We start from the raw sequence: 14556 nt of genomic DNA, 5'->3' as shown, positions 1-14556 counted from the left end.
ATGCTCCGATAGCTCCGACAGCTCCAGCACCTCAGCCAGTGGCAACGCAGTCAGCCGCAGAATATTTGGCAAACCCACTTTAAGATTTCCGTTTAACAATAAAAAAGACGCCTTGGCGTCTTTTTTCATTTTAGGAAAATTAGGGCTTTTGCAGTTGTGTTAAGGTTTTACGCGCCAGTCCCGGATCATCTGCAAATACACCATCTACACCAGCTTTATAGAAGTTTTCAAATTCTTTAGCCGCACCGGTATCACAACGTTCGGTTGCCACTGAGCTACATTTTAAATAGTCAGGTAAAAAACCATTTTCAGGTCTGAGCGTATAAGGATGGACTTTCAAACCAGCAGCATGGGCATCTTTGACAAAACTGGTTTGTTTAAACTCAGTGTTTGAAAAGATATACGTTTTACTAGGACCCACACCATCTGCATATTTTGCCACTGATTTTAGGCCTTCTGCTGTTGCTAAGCTTGCATAATTTTGAGGTGAGCTTTGTTGCTGTAAGTCACCCGGTATTGCAGTTGGGCTATCTAATAATTGAATAATTTTGCCATGTTTGAGGGTTTTCTTTTGCGTGAGTTGATCACGTAAGTATTTAAGATTGGTGGTTTCAAAGGACTGTAAATATACAGGCGCGATATCACGTGTATAACTGTATTTAGCAAGCGTGGAGAGTAAACGATCTTCCATGGCTAGATTTTGCTGTTGGAAAAATGTTGGGTGCTTGGTTTCAATATATAAACCAACAATTTTCCCAGTTTTTTTATAGTGAGCGTCGGCAAGTTCAATGATTTGTTCGAGCGTTGGGATGCTGTATTGATCATTATATTGAGTGTTATTAGGGCGATATTGAGCAATACGCTCACGTGCTTTTACATTTTGAGTCAGTTCATTCAAATTAAAGTCTTCCGTAAACCATCCTGTATAGTCGATACCATCGATTTTTTTTGTGGTTTTTCGATCCGCAAATTGTGACAGCGTACTAATATTGGTTGTCCCTGAAATTTCACTTTCATGGCGCGCTACCAGATAGCCATCCTTGGTTGGCACTAAATCGGGTTCGATAAAATCCGCACCATCATCAATCGCTTTTTGATATGCGGCAAGAGTATGCTCAGGTCGCAAAGCACTGGCACCACGATGCCCAACAATGACAAAACCTGTATCAGGCAAAATAGGGGGCTTGGTGACATGGGTTTTATCGTCATCCGAATTACATGCAGATAAACCAAAAACGCTAAAAAGGAGCAGTGAAGACACGCCCCATGAGGATTTCACTTTGCTAGTTATGGCTAGATTTAACTGTTTTGTTAATTGTTTTTGCATGGCTGCCTCTGCATCTTTTTATATAAATGAATGATGTTGCAGGCATACATTGCAGGGCAGTGGCTAAAGCTTCATGACAGAGGCGGTTTTGTCACATAAATTTACTAAAATAGCTGAAGTGGAGGCTCTCCATATTTTCTACATATTTCGCTTCAAGCAAGGTTTTTATGTAGTCTAGGCTTGTAATCAAGCACATTGTGATTGATTATCAATAAGATTTTTTGAAAAAATCAATCAACACATTTTATTTCATTAATTGAAAAGTGACATGGACTGATGCTGTCTAAGTTTTTTATTTATCGACCGATTTTTGCAGGTGTCTTGGCGATCATCGTCATGGCGCTCGGGCTTTTTGCTGTCCTCAATTTACCGGTAGAGCGCTATCCAGATATTGCACCACCACGAATTACGGTCAGTGCAAGTTATAGCGGTGCGTCAGCAGAAACAGTCGAGGAAAGTGTCACACAAGTTCTTGAGCAACAAATTAAAGGAATTGATCATCTTTTATATTTTAGTTCAAGCAGCGACTCTTCAGGTCGAAGCCGGATCAGCATCAGTTTTGAAAATGGCACTGACCCAGATACCGCTCAAGTACAAGTACAAAATGCCATAAATGGAGTAATCAATCGGCTGCCTGAAGATGTGCAGCGCCAAGGGGTAAATGTCTATAAATCTTTGGGTGATACCCATATGGTTATCGGCCTCTATGATGAGACTGGCAAGAGTTCGAATATCGAACTTGGTGACTATATGATGACTCATCTAGAGCAGGACATTGCTCGAATTGAGGGTATCGGTGAAGTCGATGTTTTTGGTTCGCAATTTGCCATGCGCATTTGGCTCAACCCACTGAAGTTAAAGCAATATAGCCTTATGCCCAGTGATATCCGTGCGGCTGTTGAATCACAAAATACGCAGGTTGCAGCCGGAGCCGTAGGTGAATTGCCCAGTGTTTCGGATCAATATCTCAATGCAAAAGTCACTTCAGGTACACGTTTAAAGTCAGTTGAAGAATTTGAAAATATTATTGTCAAATCTGCACGAGACGGCAGTTTTGTCTATTTAAAAGATGTTGCACGTGTTGAATTGGGTGCGGAAAATTATTCAGGGGTGAATACCATTAACGGGTATCCATCTTCAGGGATGGGGATCTCATTGGCTTCTGGGGCAAATGCACTTGAAACCTCAGCCTTAATTAAGCAAGAAATTGAACAGTTAGCGAAGCAATTACCTGCCGGTTATAAAATTGTTTATCCACGGGATAACACGCCATTTGTACAAGAATCGATTAAAGAAGTGGTGAAAACATTATTTGAAGCCGTTTTACTGGTGGTTTTGGTGATGTTTATCTTCTTACAAAATTGGCGAGCAACGCTGATACCTGCGATTACCGTGCCTGTGGTGATTCTAGGGACTTTAGCGATTTTATATGCTTTGGGCATGACCATTAATACGCTCACCTTGTTTGCATTGGTACTGGCCATCGGTCTGTTGGTCGATGATGCGATTGTTGTGGTGGAAAATGTCGAACGTTTAATGCATGAACAACAGTTAACAGCAAAACAAGCGGCCATCGAGTCGATGCATGAAATTAGCGGGGCATTAATCGGGATTACTTTGGTATTGACCGCTGTATTTATTCCCATGGCGTTCTTTGGTGGCTCAACGGGCGTGATCTATAGACAATTTTCCATAACACTTGTGGCTGCAATGGGCTTGTCATTGATGGTTGCGCTGATTTTAACCCCTGCATTATGTGCCTTAATTTTAAAACCCAATCCGAAGCCACAGCGCTGGGCGATTTGGTTTAATGCCAAATTAGAGATTTTAAAAACCAAATATTTGACACTTGCACAAGCCACGGTTCGTTATCGCTTATGGACGGTGGTTTTGTTTGCGGGGCTCATTACTGTATTTGCTTTGTTTTATCGTGCTTTACCGACCAGTTTTATTCCTAGTGAAGACCAGGGTATTTTGAGTGTGCAACTTAAATTACAAGAAGGTGCACCGATGTCGAAAAGTCTTGAGGTCGGTGAACAAATTCGGCAGTACTTTTTAACTGAAGAAAAGCAAAATGTTGATTTGGTGATGATTCGTTATGGACGAAATTTTTCTGGTACGGGTCAAAACTTAGGGCAAGGCTTTATTGCACTGAAGCATTGGGATGAACGTTCAGGACAACACAATTCAGCGCAAGCGATTCGTGAACGTGCTATGAAACATTTTAAAAAATTTAACAATGCACAAATCAATGTCAGCATGCCTTCCTCTGTTAGTGGCCTTGGGCAAACCGATGGTCTGGAATTTTGGCTGCGAGATATGAATGGTGAAGGCCGTGCTTATCTCGATGCGCAATTTAAAAGCTTGCAAGAAAAATCTTCACAATTCAGCAGTTTCGAAAATTTAGACAAACGCTCAAACCCCGATAAAGCCGAACTAAAAGTGGATATTGATCAAAAACAAGCCATGGCCTTGGGGTTAACTCAAAATGCGATTAATAGCACCATGAGTAGCGCATGGGGTGGTAGCTATATCAACGATTTTATTGACCGTGGGCGCATTAAACGCGTCATGATGCAGGCAGATGCCGAATTCCGTTCTAAACCAGAAGATTTAGCTTATTGGCATGTACGTAATGACCAAAATGAAATGATTCCATTTAGTAATTTTTCAACCATTGGTTGGAGTGGTGGTCCAGAAGTTGTTAACCGTTTTATGGGCTATACCGCATTACAAATGGAAGCGGATACTGCCAAAAATGTCTCAAGTGGACAAGCCATGCAAGATGTTAAAGCTTTAGTTGACCAAGTGCCGGGTGTAGACGTGGCATGGAGTGGGTTATCCTTTGAAGAGCAAAAATCAAGTCATCAAGCGATTTGGCTATATTTAGTCTCGATTGGATTTATTTTCCTCTGTCTTGCTGCCCTATATGAAAGTTGGAGTATTCCAACAGCAGTCATGAGTGCGATTCCACTTGGGATAGGCGGTAATATTTTGTTTAGCTACATGGCCGGTTTTCCAAATGACATCTATTTCCAAATTGCTCTACTGACAACAATTGGTTTGTCCTGTAAAAACGCGATCTTGATTGTAGAGTTTGCAGCGATGGCACAAGAAAAAGGCAAACATGTAATCGAAGCTGCAATGGAAGGCGCAGCACTTCGTTTACGTCCTATTTTGATGACCTCTTTGGCTTTTGGTGCGGGAGTGGTTCCTTTAGTTCTTGCTTTTGGTGCAGGTGCAGCCAGTCGCCAAGAGATTGGGGTGAGCGTACTCGGTGGGGTAATATTCGGTACGGTTTTGGTGCTGATCTTTATTCCGTTTATGTATGTATTGATACGGACTCTATTTAAGCCCAAGTCTGTTAAAAGAAACATAAGTGATTAAATTGTTTAGGTTTCGTTGTAAAGGTTGAGAAATGTAAAAGTTTTTCGTAGTATTGCTGCGCCGTATAAGCGGTTTGATGAGGATTAAATCCCTAAATGGACAGGCACAGTTGTCAGATACACCAAATTTCAAACATATATATTTACCAACATTATTATGTGGGTTCATTCGGCAAATAAAATAAGAGCCGTTGCGGCCCTATTACATAGGTTGGGTAATAGGGGGCGAGCATGAGCTACAACAACTTTTTATATCTTTTAAATGATGCATTAAGCAAGCAAGATATTGCATTGGCATTAGACTCTGTTAAAACGTTTAAAGCCGCAGATTTGGCTGATATTTTGGCACAATTACCTTTAGAGAATAGTCAAAAGCTGCTACTGCATCTTCCTGCACGCGCCTATGTATTTTCATATCTCAAACCCGAAGAACAAGTAAAATTTGCACGCGGTTTAACGCGAACAGACTTGGCTGAAATTATGGGCGAAATGCCTTCAGACAAGCGTGTCGATTTATTTAAATGTTTAGATCACGAGCAGCAAAATACTTTATTGCCTGCATTGGCACAGGCCGAGCGTGAAGATATTCGGCAGCTCTCTTCTTATGTAGAAGGTACGGCAGGGGCCATCATGAGCTCCGAATATGCCACCCTAAAACCGAATATGTCGGTAAAAGATGCCATTAAAATGTTGCGTTATGAGGCACCCGATTCGGAAACCATTTATTTGGCCTATGTACTTGATGAAGCAAGAAAGCTGCTGGGTGTTTTATCGCTCAAACAATTAATACTTGCCGAAGAACAAAGCAATATTAGTGATTTAATGGCGACCGATATTATTTTTGCATATTTTGACAGCGATCAGAATGAAGTAGCCAAAACCATTGCTCGTTATGACTTACTAGCATTACCCATTATAGATCATGCCGGTGTGATGGTGGGTATTGTGACATATGATGATGCAATGGATGTGGCCAGTGAAGAGGCAACAGAAGATTTTTTAAAATCTGGTGCTGTCGATGCATCATCTAAATTGAGTCTTAAATCTGCCCCGATATTGCAACTCTATCAAAAAAGGGTGTATTGGCTGGTATTTCTTGTTTTTGGCAGTTTGTTATCCGGGATTGGCATTGCACATTTTGAAGACATTATTGCCGCAAATATTGTATTGGTTTTCTTTTTGCCCTTATTGGTCGGCAGTGGTGGAAATGCCGGCTCTCAATCTGCAACGCTGATGGTGCGTGCATTGGCAACGGGCGATGTACATTTTAGGGACTGGTTTTACTTGCTGGGACGTGAAAGTTTGGTTGCCCTGTGTCTGGGCGGAACCATGGCCATTGCTGTATCTATTTTAGGCTACTACCGTGGTGATGCAACCGTGGCCTTGGTCTTGGCACTGAGTATGATGGGTATCGTATTGCTCGGTTGTTTAATTGGCATGAGTTTGCCTTTCATACTCAATAAGTTAAAGTTCGATCCTGCAAGTGCTTCTGCACCCTTGGTAACCTCGATTTGTGATGCGACAGGCGTGGTGGTGTATTTGATGATTGCTTCACAATTGCTCAATTTATAGAGATTAGCATTTTGCTACAGATTGAAGACTTCTAATATGTTTTAATCTCAGTGATTTACACGGTTTTTATTGGATAAAACATGACTGAACCATTAAAACAAAAAATGTCAAAGCAAGAAGTCATTCGTCTTGAACGCGATCTCGCAAAGTTTGCCAATATGATGGACTCCGTGGTTCGGATTCCATTTACTCGACAAGGGGTAGGTGCGGACGCAGCGTTGAGTACCATTCCCGTAGCTGGTGATATCGCAGGATTTGTCTTGACCTGTTATGCCGTCTATAAAGCCAAACAGATTGGCGTACCACAAGCCAAATTAAATGGTGTGATGAAACTCGCAGTTATAGATGCTGTCGTGGGGTTTATTCCTGTTGCAGGGACGATCTTTGATGTGTTTATTCGACCGAGCCGTAAAGCTTTAGATGTTGTACATACGCACATTCGTGAAGAATATCAAATCAGTACAGATCAACATGTGGTACATCCGTTTTTACATGAAAAATTAGAACAGAAACAACAGCAATCTGCTTTTTGGCGCAACCCTGTGGTTGCATGGATATGGATCCATATCCCAGATATACTCGGGATGATTTTCTTATTAGTCTTTATCTTTGCAATTTATATGGGTGGTTCATTGCTTTGGCAATGGTTAAAGGCCAATGGAGTATTGTAGATAGAAATGCCTTGTTGCTTGAACGCGATCACTGAGAGGCTATTCAATTGAAAGATCGTTCAGCTGAAAGATTATTGATAAGACAGTAAATGTTCGGAAAAAATTAGACGTAAAAAAGCCTCCATAGGGAGGCTTTTTTACGACATACATTAGATGCTCGATTATGGGCAATCTAATTGTTGTAATGCCGCAACACGTTGTTCAATCGTTGGGTGTGTTTGGAACAATGCAGCTAAACTGAAACCTTGTTCTTGACCCGCAGAAATTGCAAAGGCTTTCATTTCTTTTGGCATTTGATCTGGCATTTCAGATTCTGCTTGTAAACGTAACAGGGCAGAAATCATCGCTTGTTTACCTGCTAAACGCGCACCAGCTTCATCGGCACGGTATTCACGGTAGCGAGAGAACCACATCACAATGGCAGACGCTGCGATACCAAAAACAATATCTAATACAATCGTAATGACAAAATATGCGATACCCGGTGCTTCACCATCTTCACGACCAAAAACATTACGGTCAATGAAGTCACCTGCTACACGCGCAAAGAACATCACAAAGGCGTTGACTACACCTTGCACCAATGCAAGGGTTACCATATCACCATTGGCTACGTGACCAATTTCGTGAGCGAGTACGGCACGGAGCTCGTCTTTGTTCATACGCTCAAGTAGACCCGTAGAAACCGCCACTAAAGCATCATTTTTGTTCCAGCCTGTTGCAAAGGCATTTGACTGGTACGATGGGAAAATACCCACTTCTGGCATTTTGATACCAGAACGTTGTGCCAGTTGCGCAACTTCGTTAAGTAACCATGCTTCAGCTTGGTTACGTGGTGCATTAGGGTCAATCAGCTCTGTACCCGTGGTTTTCTTCGCCATCCATTTTGACATGAATAGTGAGATCATTGAACCCACCATACCGAACACAAAACAGATTACGAGCAAGTTGCCTAAATTTAAGCCGCCTGCACCGTGGTAACTACCGACACCGAAGAGTGACAAGATTATGCCAGCTACAACCAGTACCGCGAGGTTGGTTAGCAAGAACAAACCAATCCGCATCATTGGGTAAATCCTCTTATTATAGAAAAATGATCTGATTTACAAATAAAAATCATTAAACTCAATATGAGGTGAAAGTCTTAAAATTTCAAGGAAAAATTAGTAAAACAGGTGCAATTTTACAAAATCAGTGAATTTATTCATTGAAATAAATACGCGCTGAAGCAGACGCATTTGCTGTGGCAAATGAACCTGAAGGTGCGTCAGTAAAACTAGCATTGTCTGTTTGAATAATTTGACGTGCCGATGATTTAGCAACCGTAGGGGCAGCAGCATGATAATTATCCGAACTGGCAATAATCCGACCATTATTTGAAGCGATATTGGAATTGCTCGAACCTGATACACTTAAACTACCAGCATATAGGTTGTTGTAGCGGCTAGTGACACGGCGGACATAATCTTGTGTTTCGCGAAAAGGTGGGATACCACCATATTTTGCGACATTGCCTTCACCTGCGTTATAACCAGCTAAGGCAAGTGAGGTGTTACCATTAAAACGTTTCAGTAGCCAAGATAAATAGCGCGCACCAGCCATAATGTTCTGATGTGGATCATAAGCATTTGTTACATTGAAGCGACGTGCTGTGGCAGGCATGAGCTGCATTAAACCTTGAGCGCCAACAGGAGAACGAGCATTAGTGTTAAAGCCTGATTCGGTATGCATCACCGCTTTGATTAGACCTTCGGAAACACCATGTTGGGCCGCTGCTTGTTTAATAATATTGTCAAAGGCATTTTTATTCCTACTATAGCTGGGTAACACAGACGCTTCATTTGAGCCCCAGTTACTATAACTATGGATATTACTGTCCGGATAGTAGGTTTTTTTCTCAACTTTTAGATTGCTATAGCGGCCTTGTTTATTGGTCAGTAACGTTGTGCCATTACTTTCACGCAATTGATAAATCGTTTGGCCGGCAAAAATGTTTGGTGCTGCTAAACTGATAGCCACACTTCCACCTAATAACAGCCCCAAAGTCCAAGTAATGTTTTTCATTTTATTGTGAAGAAAAAATTCTGTCCCCAAACAGTTAAAGAGAGTTTATCAAAAAATAATTAGATGAAAAGGCTTCAAGGACTGATTTCTTCTTTACTTTGTAAAAATCAAGTCATTTTGATGATTCAATAATCAAAAAAAATATTTATTTTTTTTTAATGAGCTTAACTTGACACACCTAAGTTATTGATAATTAAATATTTATAAATTGATCAAAAAATGATCAATTTAAATAAAAGCCTTAAAATAAGGGCGGCTCACCTTGTCAAGTCATTTAGAATCCACAAAGTTATCCACAGCTTTTGTGGACAACTGTGGAAAAGTCCAAAAGATAAGCATTTGGGCTAAAAAATGAATTGTACCGTATAAAATAATGCACTGAAGATTACGTGATCATGACAGTATTTCTACTTTTTTCGGAAATTACATTCTTTTGATGCGAGAAGTCTGCGAATCGGATAAAATTGCGCGGTATTTTTTTTTAGGTTTAACTCGTCTATGTTCTCGCCAGTTGAGTCCGAACAAGGATTTAATTTCAAACCAGAACTACCAACTAGCTCTGCGTATTATCGTTTATTGAAAAAGCTACGCCGTCAGGTCGGTCATGCTATTCGTGATTTTAAAATGATCGAAGAGGGTGACAAAGTGATGGTCTGTATTTCAGGCGGTAAGGACAGTTATACCCTGCTCGACATTTTGTTGCAGTTTAAGCGTATTGCGCCGATTAATTTTGATGTGGTTGCGGTCAACCTTGACCAAAAACAGCCGGGTTTCCCTGAAGACGTATTGCCACGTTATTTAGAAGAAAACAAAATTCCGTATTACATCTTAGAAAAAGATACTTACAGCATTACCAAACGTTTAACACCAGAAGGTAAAACGTACTGCGCAGTGTGCTCGCGTCTACGTCGTGGTTCGTTATACGGCTTTGCTCAAGAAATTGGGGCGACGAAAGTGGCTTTAGGTCATCACCGTGATGATATTTTGGCGACGTTCTTTTTGAACTTGTTCCATGGCGGCAGCTTAAAAGCCATGCCACCGAAATTATTGTCTTCTGACAAAAAGAACATTTTGATTCGTCCACTGGCTTATGTGGAAGAAAAAGACATTATCAAATATGCAGAAATGCGTAAGTTCCCAATTATCCCATGTAATTTGTGTGGTTCTCAGGAAAACTTACAACGTGCGATGTTAAATGACATGCTGCGTACTTGGGATAAAGAATTTCCAAAACGTTTACACAGTATTTTTGGTGCGTTGCAAAATGTATCACCTTCACAACTGGCTGACCGTGAGTTATTCGACTTTGAAGCCCTAGATGAACAACGCGAATTTGATTTTAAAAATAGCGAAAGTTGTTCAACTGAAGAAGGTGAGTCAGAAAGCAAACGCATTAATATGGTGAACTTAGGGTTTATGGCAGATTAACCCGAAAACCTTATCATGCAAAAGGCATTCTACAGAATGCCTTTTTTATGCTTATGATTTTTCACATTTTGTTGTTAAACAGTTAAATATTGAACGGCGCGTACAAAAAACTTTAGCCTTTTCACAAATGATCATGCTATAACAAACCTCAAGCAAAATATGCTTGCACTGATGTTGTCCGGAACGGCAACACACACGAACAAAATAAATTGAGGAAAGATCATGCCTGCTTTTTTAACTGATGATTGGTTTTCAACTGTAGAAACTCTGACAGCTCAAGCTGGTGATTTAAACTTACCACCTGCATTGGCTAATCTTGCAATTAACCTTGTGGTTGCTGACGCTGCAGGCAATACTGAATTGTCATTAGACGGTGGTGCAATTAAAAAAGGTTTATCTTCAAACGCGAAAACAACTTTGAACATGGATGCCGAAACTTTACGTAAAGTATTCCTTGAGTTTGATATGGCTGCAGCGATGCAAGCGTTTATGACGGGCAAAATAAAAGTACAAGGTGATATGTCACAATTGATGGCATTGCAAACAGCAAAACCAAGTACTGAGCAAAAAGATTTATTCAAAAAAGTACTTGAGCAAACTGCTTAAGTCTAAAACGAAAAAAGCTTACCCGAAGGTAAGCTTTTTTTTGTGCGCTCAAATGTAAATGTTAGGTGGACGCATATTAGATATTCACCAGTTGAGGTGTGGTTTTAATATGTTCCAAATAAGCACGAATACGCGTGACATATTGCACAGCTTGACGATAACGACCATTGCTGGCCTTGTTACGGTCTAGATAAGCATATAAATTCACCCACTTATTCGGGTTTTTACCTTGAGATTGGACGCGCTTTTGAATCTGACTTACAGCACCAGGACCCATGTTATAAGCCACTAAGGCATACCAATTACGATCAGGGTACGGAATGTTACTATAACGGTTTAGCATTTGGTCATAGTACTTTGCACCACCTTGAATGCTTTGAGTCGCATCTGTACGGTTGCTCACACCCATGGCTTTTGCTGTACTGTTGGTCAGCATCATAATGCCACGAACACCCGTTGGGGATACCGAGTCAGGTTTGAGGTAAGACTCTTGATAACCAATCGCTGCCAATAAATGCCAGTCTAGATCGTATTGCTTGGCCGTGTTTTTAAAACTTGCCTTATAGATCGGCATACGTTTACTTAAATCACGTTGAATCACATTCCAAGAATCTTGTTTGACCACATTACGGTTGTAGAATGATGCCAACTGTCCAATTGCGCCATTTTGTTTGGCACGGCAAATAAAACCACTCGCGGTTTGGCTTAGTGGATCATCTGCATTTTTAAATACCCAGTTTAAGTTGCTGTTTAAACCATTCTTTTTTAAAGAAACGGTATCACCACAACTGGCTGAAAATGACGTCAAATGCTTGGCTTCAATGGTACTCATTTCGGCAGTGGTCATAGCAAAATTGGCTTGACCTTTGGCAACCATTTTTAAAGCAGTGGCATTGTCATTCACTGTTTTAAAATCTAATTGGACATTTAAACTTTCTGCATAGTTACGTGCAAGGTCGTAACCAAAACCATGTCGATGTTTACCATCCTGAAAAACAATGGCAGGATTGGCAACTGCAACAACAGTGAGTTTATTACTGTTGACGACAGCATCATATTGATGTGCTGTTTTGCTGGCATTAATACTGTGAAAAGGAATTAAGACAGTACTAAGTGCAAGCGCTTTAAATGGGAGAGAGTTAAAAGAGTTAAGGCAAAGCCTCGACCCAGAAGTTGAACTACTGTGCATGTTGTCTCCGCTACAAGTAATTTATGCCCTAAAAAGCAAAGGCAAACAGGCCTCAGACTTTTTCAAGTTTGATAAATTCAATAAGGGTTGGGCAGTCATGACGTCATTCAAAAATGACTAGGGGGTTTCGGGAAATATGTAGAAAATCTACACTGGATAAAAATTAAACAAGCCTAAAAGATGTGCGCATAATAATGAGCAAAAAAATACTTGTCAAATTTTGTACGAAAAAATATTAAAATATGTAACATAAACAATTGATTTTGTTTGGGAATAAATTTTATATACTTTGCCTGTGTAGAAATGGAGGATAAAATAGGCATGTTTTGTAAAAATCAGCACTTGCTCAAGGCCTAAAAATCATCATGAAATCTAACTTAATTACCCGTGGTGGACACGATTTATTGGTCGCTGAACTTCAACATTTATGGCATGAAGAGCGACCTGAAATTACCAAAAAAGTGAACTGGGCGGCTAGTCTTGGAGATCGTTCGGAAAACGCGGATTATCAATATAATAAGCAATTGTTACGCAAAATTGATCGACGTGTACGCTACTTGGGAAAACGTTTGGAAGAGCTTCGTATTATCGATTACTCACCTGAACAAAAAGGTAAAGTCTATTTTGGGGCATGGGTTGATATTGAAAATGAAGACGGCGAACACAAAACGCTAAGAATCGTGGGGGTAGATGAAATTTATGATCATCATCCGCAACATATCTCAATTGATTCACCTATGGCTCGGGCACTCTTATCCAAGCAAGTGGATGATGAAGTCGAAGTCCTAACCCCGCTAGGAAAAAAATGTTGGTATATCAATTCAATTCGTTATGAAATGGGCGAAAGCACTGAAAAACAATAAACTGCTTTTATTTTGTTCAATTGGACGTGTTTTTTACAAAATAATTTGCCATTGCTGAATTTTATTTATATGATGGCGGCCATGGAAGCGTGGCAGAGCGGTTTAATGCACCGGTCTTGAAAACCGACGAGGGCGCGAGTCCTCCGTGAGTTCGAATCTCACCGCTTCCGCCATATTCAAAAACCCCAATGTTTTACATTGGGGTTTTTTTATGTGCGTAAATTTAGGCAATGCAATTTGCCTTGATCTCAATTCAATACATATTGATTCAGCTTCTATTTTTCAGCTCGAAGCCAAAATTTTACAATCGCCTAAATTTTGTATGAACGATTCGCCAAGTGTTCAAAATAAGGCAAAATAATTTGCCAATCTGAATTTTTATTTATATGATAGCGGCCATGGAAGCGTGGCAGAGCGGTTTAATGCACCGGTCTTGAAAACCGACGAGGGCGCGAGTCCTCCGTGAGTTCGAATCTCACCGCTTCCGCCATATTCAAAAACCCCAATGTTTTACATTGGGGTTTTTTTATTGCCTAAATTTTTGAATAGTTTTTTTCTACAGGCGAAGTTGATATACAGTATGAATATGACATGCTATTAATTATTCACAATAAACAGAAAACATAATTAATCGATTTAGAAAAGGAATTCATCCATGCAGAAACCAGAGCTTATTCATGAACTGGAATGGCAAGCGCGTTGTCAATTGGCGGCACTGTATCGCTTGGTGGCTTATTATAAAATGACCGACTTAATTGATACCCATATCAGCCTACGTTTAAGTCATGAACCGGAGTATTTTTTGATTAATCGTTATGGTGTGACCTTTGATAAAATGACAGCTTCTGATTTGGTCAAAATTGATCATGAAGGAAAAATTATTGAAACTTATGATGCAGGGAAGATGGTGAATGTCGCCGGCTTTGTAATTCATTCGGCCTTACATCATGCGCGTGCAAATATTAATTGTGTGATTCATACGCATACTGCAGATGGCGTGGCAGTTTCTGCGCAGGAACATGGATTATTGCCAATCTCACAACATGCGTTAAAGTTCTATCAGAACATTGCTTATCATGAATATGAGGGTATTGCCTTTTCAACTGAAGAGCGTGAAAGACTGGTACAAGATATGGGGCATTATCGTTGCATGATTTTACGCAATCACGGCTTGCTTGCGACTGGAGATAATGTGGCACGGGCATTTCATGAAATTTACTTTTTAGAACGGGCTTGTCAAATTCAAGTAAAAGCGTTGTCGAGTGCTACATTGCATTATCCGAGTCCGAAGGTTTGTGAACATACGTTGCAGCAGTTTGAAAATCCGATGGCCGAGCCCATTATTCAAGCGGCTTGGCAGGCGGCCTTGTCTTTAATTGAAGATCAGCAGTCAGATTATTGTCGTTAATATAATTTTCTATCATTTAGCTTATAAAAAAATGGCGCTATG

The 14556-nt window shown here is 40.4% G+C and carries 11 protein-coding genes and 2 tRNA genes; 9 read left to right on the top strand and 4 right to left on the bottom strand.

Annotated features, from left to right (window positions below):
* Positions 1-139 precede the first annotated feature (139 nt).
* Entirely contained in the window at positions 140-1327 is a 1188-nt protein-coding gene (locus FTU62_RS02400) for a glycerophosphodiester phosphodiesterase (RefSeq protein ID WP_180034431.1), read from the bottom strand.
* 276 nt (positions 1328-1603) lie between these two features.
* On the opposite strand from FTU62_RS02400, the gene FTU62_RS02395 reads away from it, so the two are divergent.
* The 3 genes from FTU62_RS02395 to FTU62_RS02385 all read left to right on the top strand — a co-directional run bounded on the left by FTU62_RS02395 (position 1604) and on the right by FTU62_RS02385 (position 6956).
* Positions 1604-4714, top strand: a complete 3111-nt coding sequence (locus FTU62_RS02395) for a multidrug efflux RND transporter permease subunit (RefSeq protein WP_180101748.1) — start codon at positions 1604-1606, stop codon at positions 4712-4714.
* Positions 4715-4944: 230 nt separating this feature from the next.
* On the top strand, positions 4945-6285 hold the full coding sequence (gene mgtE / locus FTU62_RS02390; protein WP_180101747.1) for a magnesium transporter: 1341 nt from the start codon (positions 4945-4947) through the stop codon (positions 6283-6285).
* 80 nt (positions 6286-6365) lie between these two features.
* Positions 6366-6956 carry a DUF4112 domain-containing protein gene (locus FTU62_RS02385; RefSeq protein WP_111883898.1) on the top strand — a complete coding sequence of 197 codons (591 nt, stop codon included), beginning with the start codon at positions 6366-6368 and terminating at the stop codon, positions 6954-6956.
* A 161-nt stretch (positions 6957-7117) separates the two neighbouring features.
* Here the strand turns inward: FTU62_RS02385 and htpX are convergent, their stop codons facing one another.
* Both htpX and FTU62_RS02375 read right to left on the bottom strand, forming a co-directional pair.
* Positions 7118-8023 (bottom strand): protease HtpX, encoded by a 906-nt coding sequence (gene htpX / locus FTU62_RS02380; RefSeq protein ID WP_078192146.1) that lies wholly within the window; start codon positions 8021-8023, stop codon positions 7118-7120.
* A gap of 133 nt (positions 8024-8156) precedes the next feature.
* On the bottom strand, positions 8157-9020 hold the full coding sequence (locus tag FTU62_RS02375; RefSeq protein ID WP_180101746.1) for a lytic transglycosylase domain-containing protein: 864 nt from the start codon (positions 9018-9020) through the stop codon (positions 8157-8159).
* 498 nt (positions 9021-9518) lie between these two features.
* Here FTU62_RS02375 and ttcA point away from each other — a divergent pair, with 498 nt between their 5' ends.
* Both ttcA and FTU62_RS02365 read left to right on the top strand, forming a co-directional pair.
* Positions 9519-10448, top strand: coding sequence for a tRNA 2-thiocytidine(32) synthetase TtcA (gene ttcA, locus FTU62_RS02370; protein ID WP_078192144.1), 930 nt, complete (start codon positions 9519-9521; stop codon positions 10446-10448).
* A 222-nt stretch (positions 10449-10670) separates the two neighbouring features.
* Positions 10671-11054: an SCP2 sterol-binding domain-containing protein gene (locus FTU62_RS02365; RefSeq protein WP_078190434.1), complete on the top strand. Its 384-nt coding sequence runs from the start codon at positions 10671-10673 to the stop codon at positions 11052-11054.
* Positions 11055-11130: 76 nt separating this feature from the next.
* Here the strand turns inward: FTU62_RS02365 and FTU62_RS02360 are convergent, their stop codons facing one another.
* Positions 11131-12243: a transglycosylase SLT domain-containing protein gene (locus tag FTU62_RS02360; protein ID WP_180101745.1), complete on the bottom strand. Its 1113-nt coding sequence runs from the start codon at positions 12241-12243 to the stop codon at positions 11131-11133.
* Between the two features lie 365 nt (positions 12244-12608).
* On the opposite strand from FTU62_RS02360, the gene greB reads away from it, so the two are divergent.
* From greB to FTU62_RS02340, 4 genes are all read left to right on the top strand, one after another.
* Positions 12609-13106: a transcription elongation factor GreB gene (gene greB, locus FTU62_RS02355; RefSeq protein ID WP_180076767.1), complete on the top strand. Its 498-nt coding sequence runs from the start codon at positions 12609-12611 to the stop codon at positions 13104-13106.
* An 83-nt stretch (positions 13107-13189) separates the two neighbouring features.
* Positions 13190-13279: transfer RNA gene (locus FTU62_RS02350), tRNA-Ser, on the top strand.
* A 227-nt stretch (positions 13280-13506) separates the two neighbouring features.
* Positions 13507-13596: transfer RNA gene (locus FTU62_RS02345), tRNA-Ser, on the top strand.
* Positions 13597-13761: 165 nt separating this feature from the next.
* The gene (locus tag FTU62_RS02340; protein WP_180101744.1) at positions 13762-14514 is read left to right on the top strand and encodes a class II aldolase/adducin family protein; all 753 of its coding nucleotides are present in this window, start codon (positions 13762-13764) and stop codon (positions 14512-14514) included.
* The last annotated feature ends 42 nt before the right edge of the window (positions 14515-14556 follow it).

Origin of the sequence: Acinetobacter sp. YH12126, assembly GCF_013418745.1 — a bacterium.
In the GTDB taxonomy this organism is placed as follows: Bacteria; Pseudomonadota; Gammaproteobacteria; order Pseudomonadales; family Moraxellaceae; genus Acinetobacter; species Acinetobacter amyesii.
Note: the sequence above shows the minus strand (reverse complement) of the source record. Positions and strands in the feature narration are given on the sequence as shown.

Bases quoted from the DNA above. Each gene is read 5' to 3' on its own strand.
- FTU62_RS02400 (WP_180034431.1), bottom strand. From the start codon at position 1,327: ATGCAAAAACAATTAACAAAACAGTTAAATCTAGCCATAACTAGCAAA.
- FTU62_RS02395 (WP_180101748.1), top strand. From the start codon at position 1,604: ATGCTGTCTAAGTTTTTTATTTATCGACCGATTTTTGCAGGTGTCTTG.
- mgtE (WP_180101747.1), top strand. From the start codon at position 4,945: ATGAGCTACAACAACTTTTTATATCTTTTAAATGATGCATTAAGCAAG.
- FTU62_RS02385 (WP_111883898.1), top strand. From the start codon at position 6,366: ATGACTGAACCATTAAAACAAAAAATGTCAAAGCAAGAAGTCATTCGT.
- htpX (WP_078192146.1), bottom strand. From the start codon at position 8,023: ATGATGCGGATTGGTTTGTTCTTGCTAACCAACCTCGCGGTACTGGTT.
- FTU62_RS02375 (WP_180101746.1), bottom strand. From the start codon at position 9,020: ATGAAAAACATTACTTGGACTTTGGGGCTGTTATTAGGTGGAAGTGTG.
- ttcA (WP_078192144.1), top strand. From the start codon at position 9,519: ATGTTCTCGCCAGTTGAGTCCGAACAAGGATTTAATTTCAAACCAGAA.
- FTU62_RS02365 (WP_078190434.1), top strand. From the start codon at position 10,671: ATGCCTGCTTTTTTAACTGATGATTGGTTTTCAACTGTAGAAACTCTG.
- FTU62_RS02360 (WP_180101745.1), bottom strand. From the start codon at position 12,243: ATGCACAGTAGTTCAACTTCTGGGTCGAGGCTTTGCCTTAACTCTTTT.
- greB (WP_180076767.1), top strand. From the start codon at position 12,609: ATGAAATCTAACTTAATTACCCGTGGTGGACACGATTTATTGGTCGCT.
- FTU62_RS02340 (WP_180101744.1), top strand. From the start codon at position 13,762: ATGCAGAAACCAGAGCTTATTCATGAACTGGAATGGCAAGCGCGTTGT.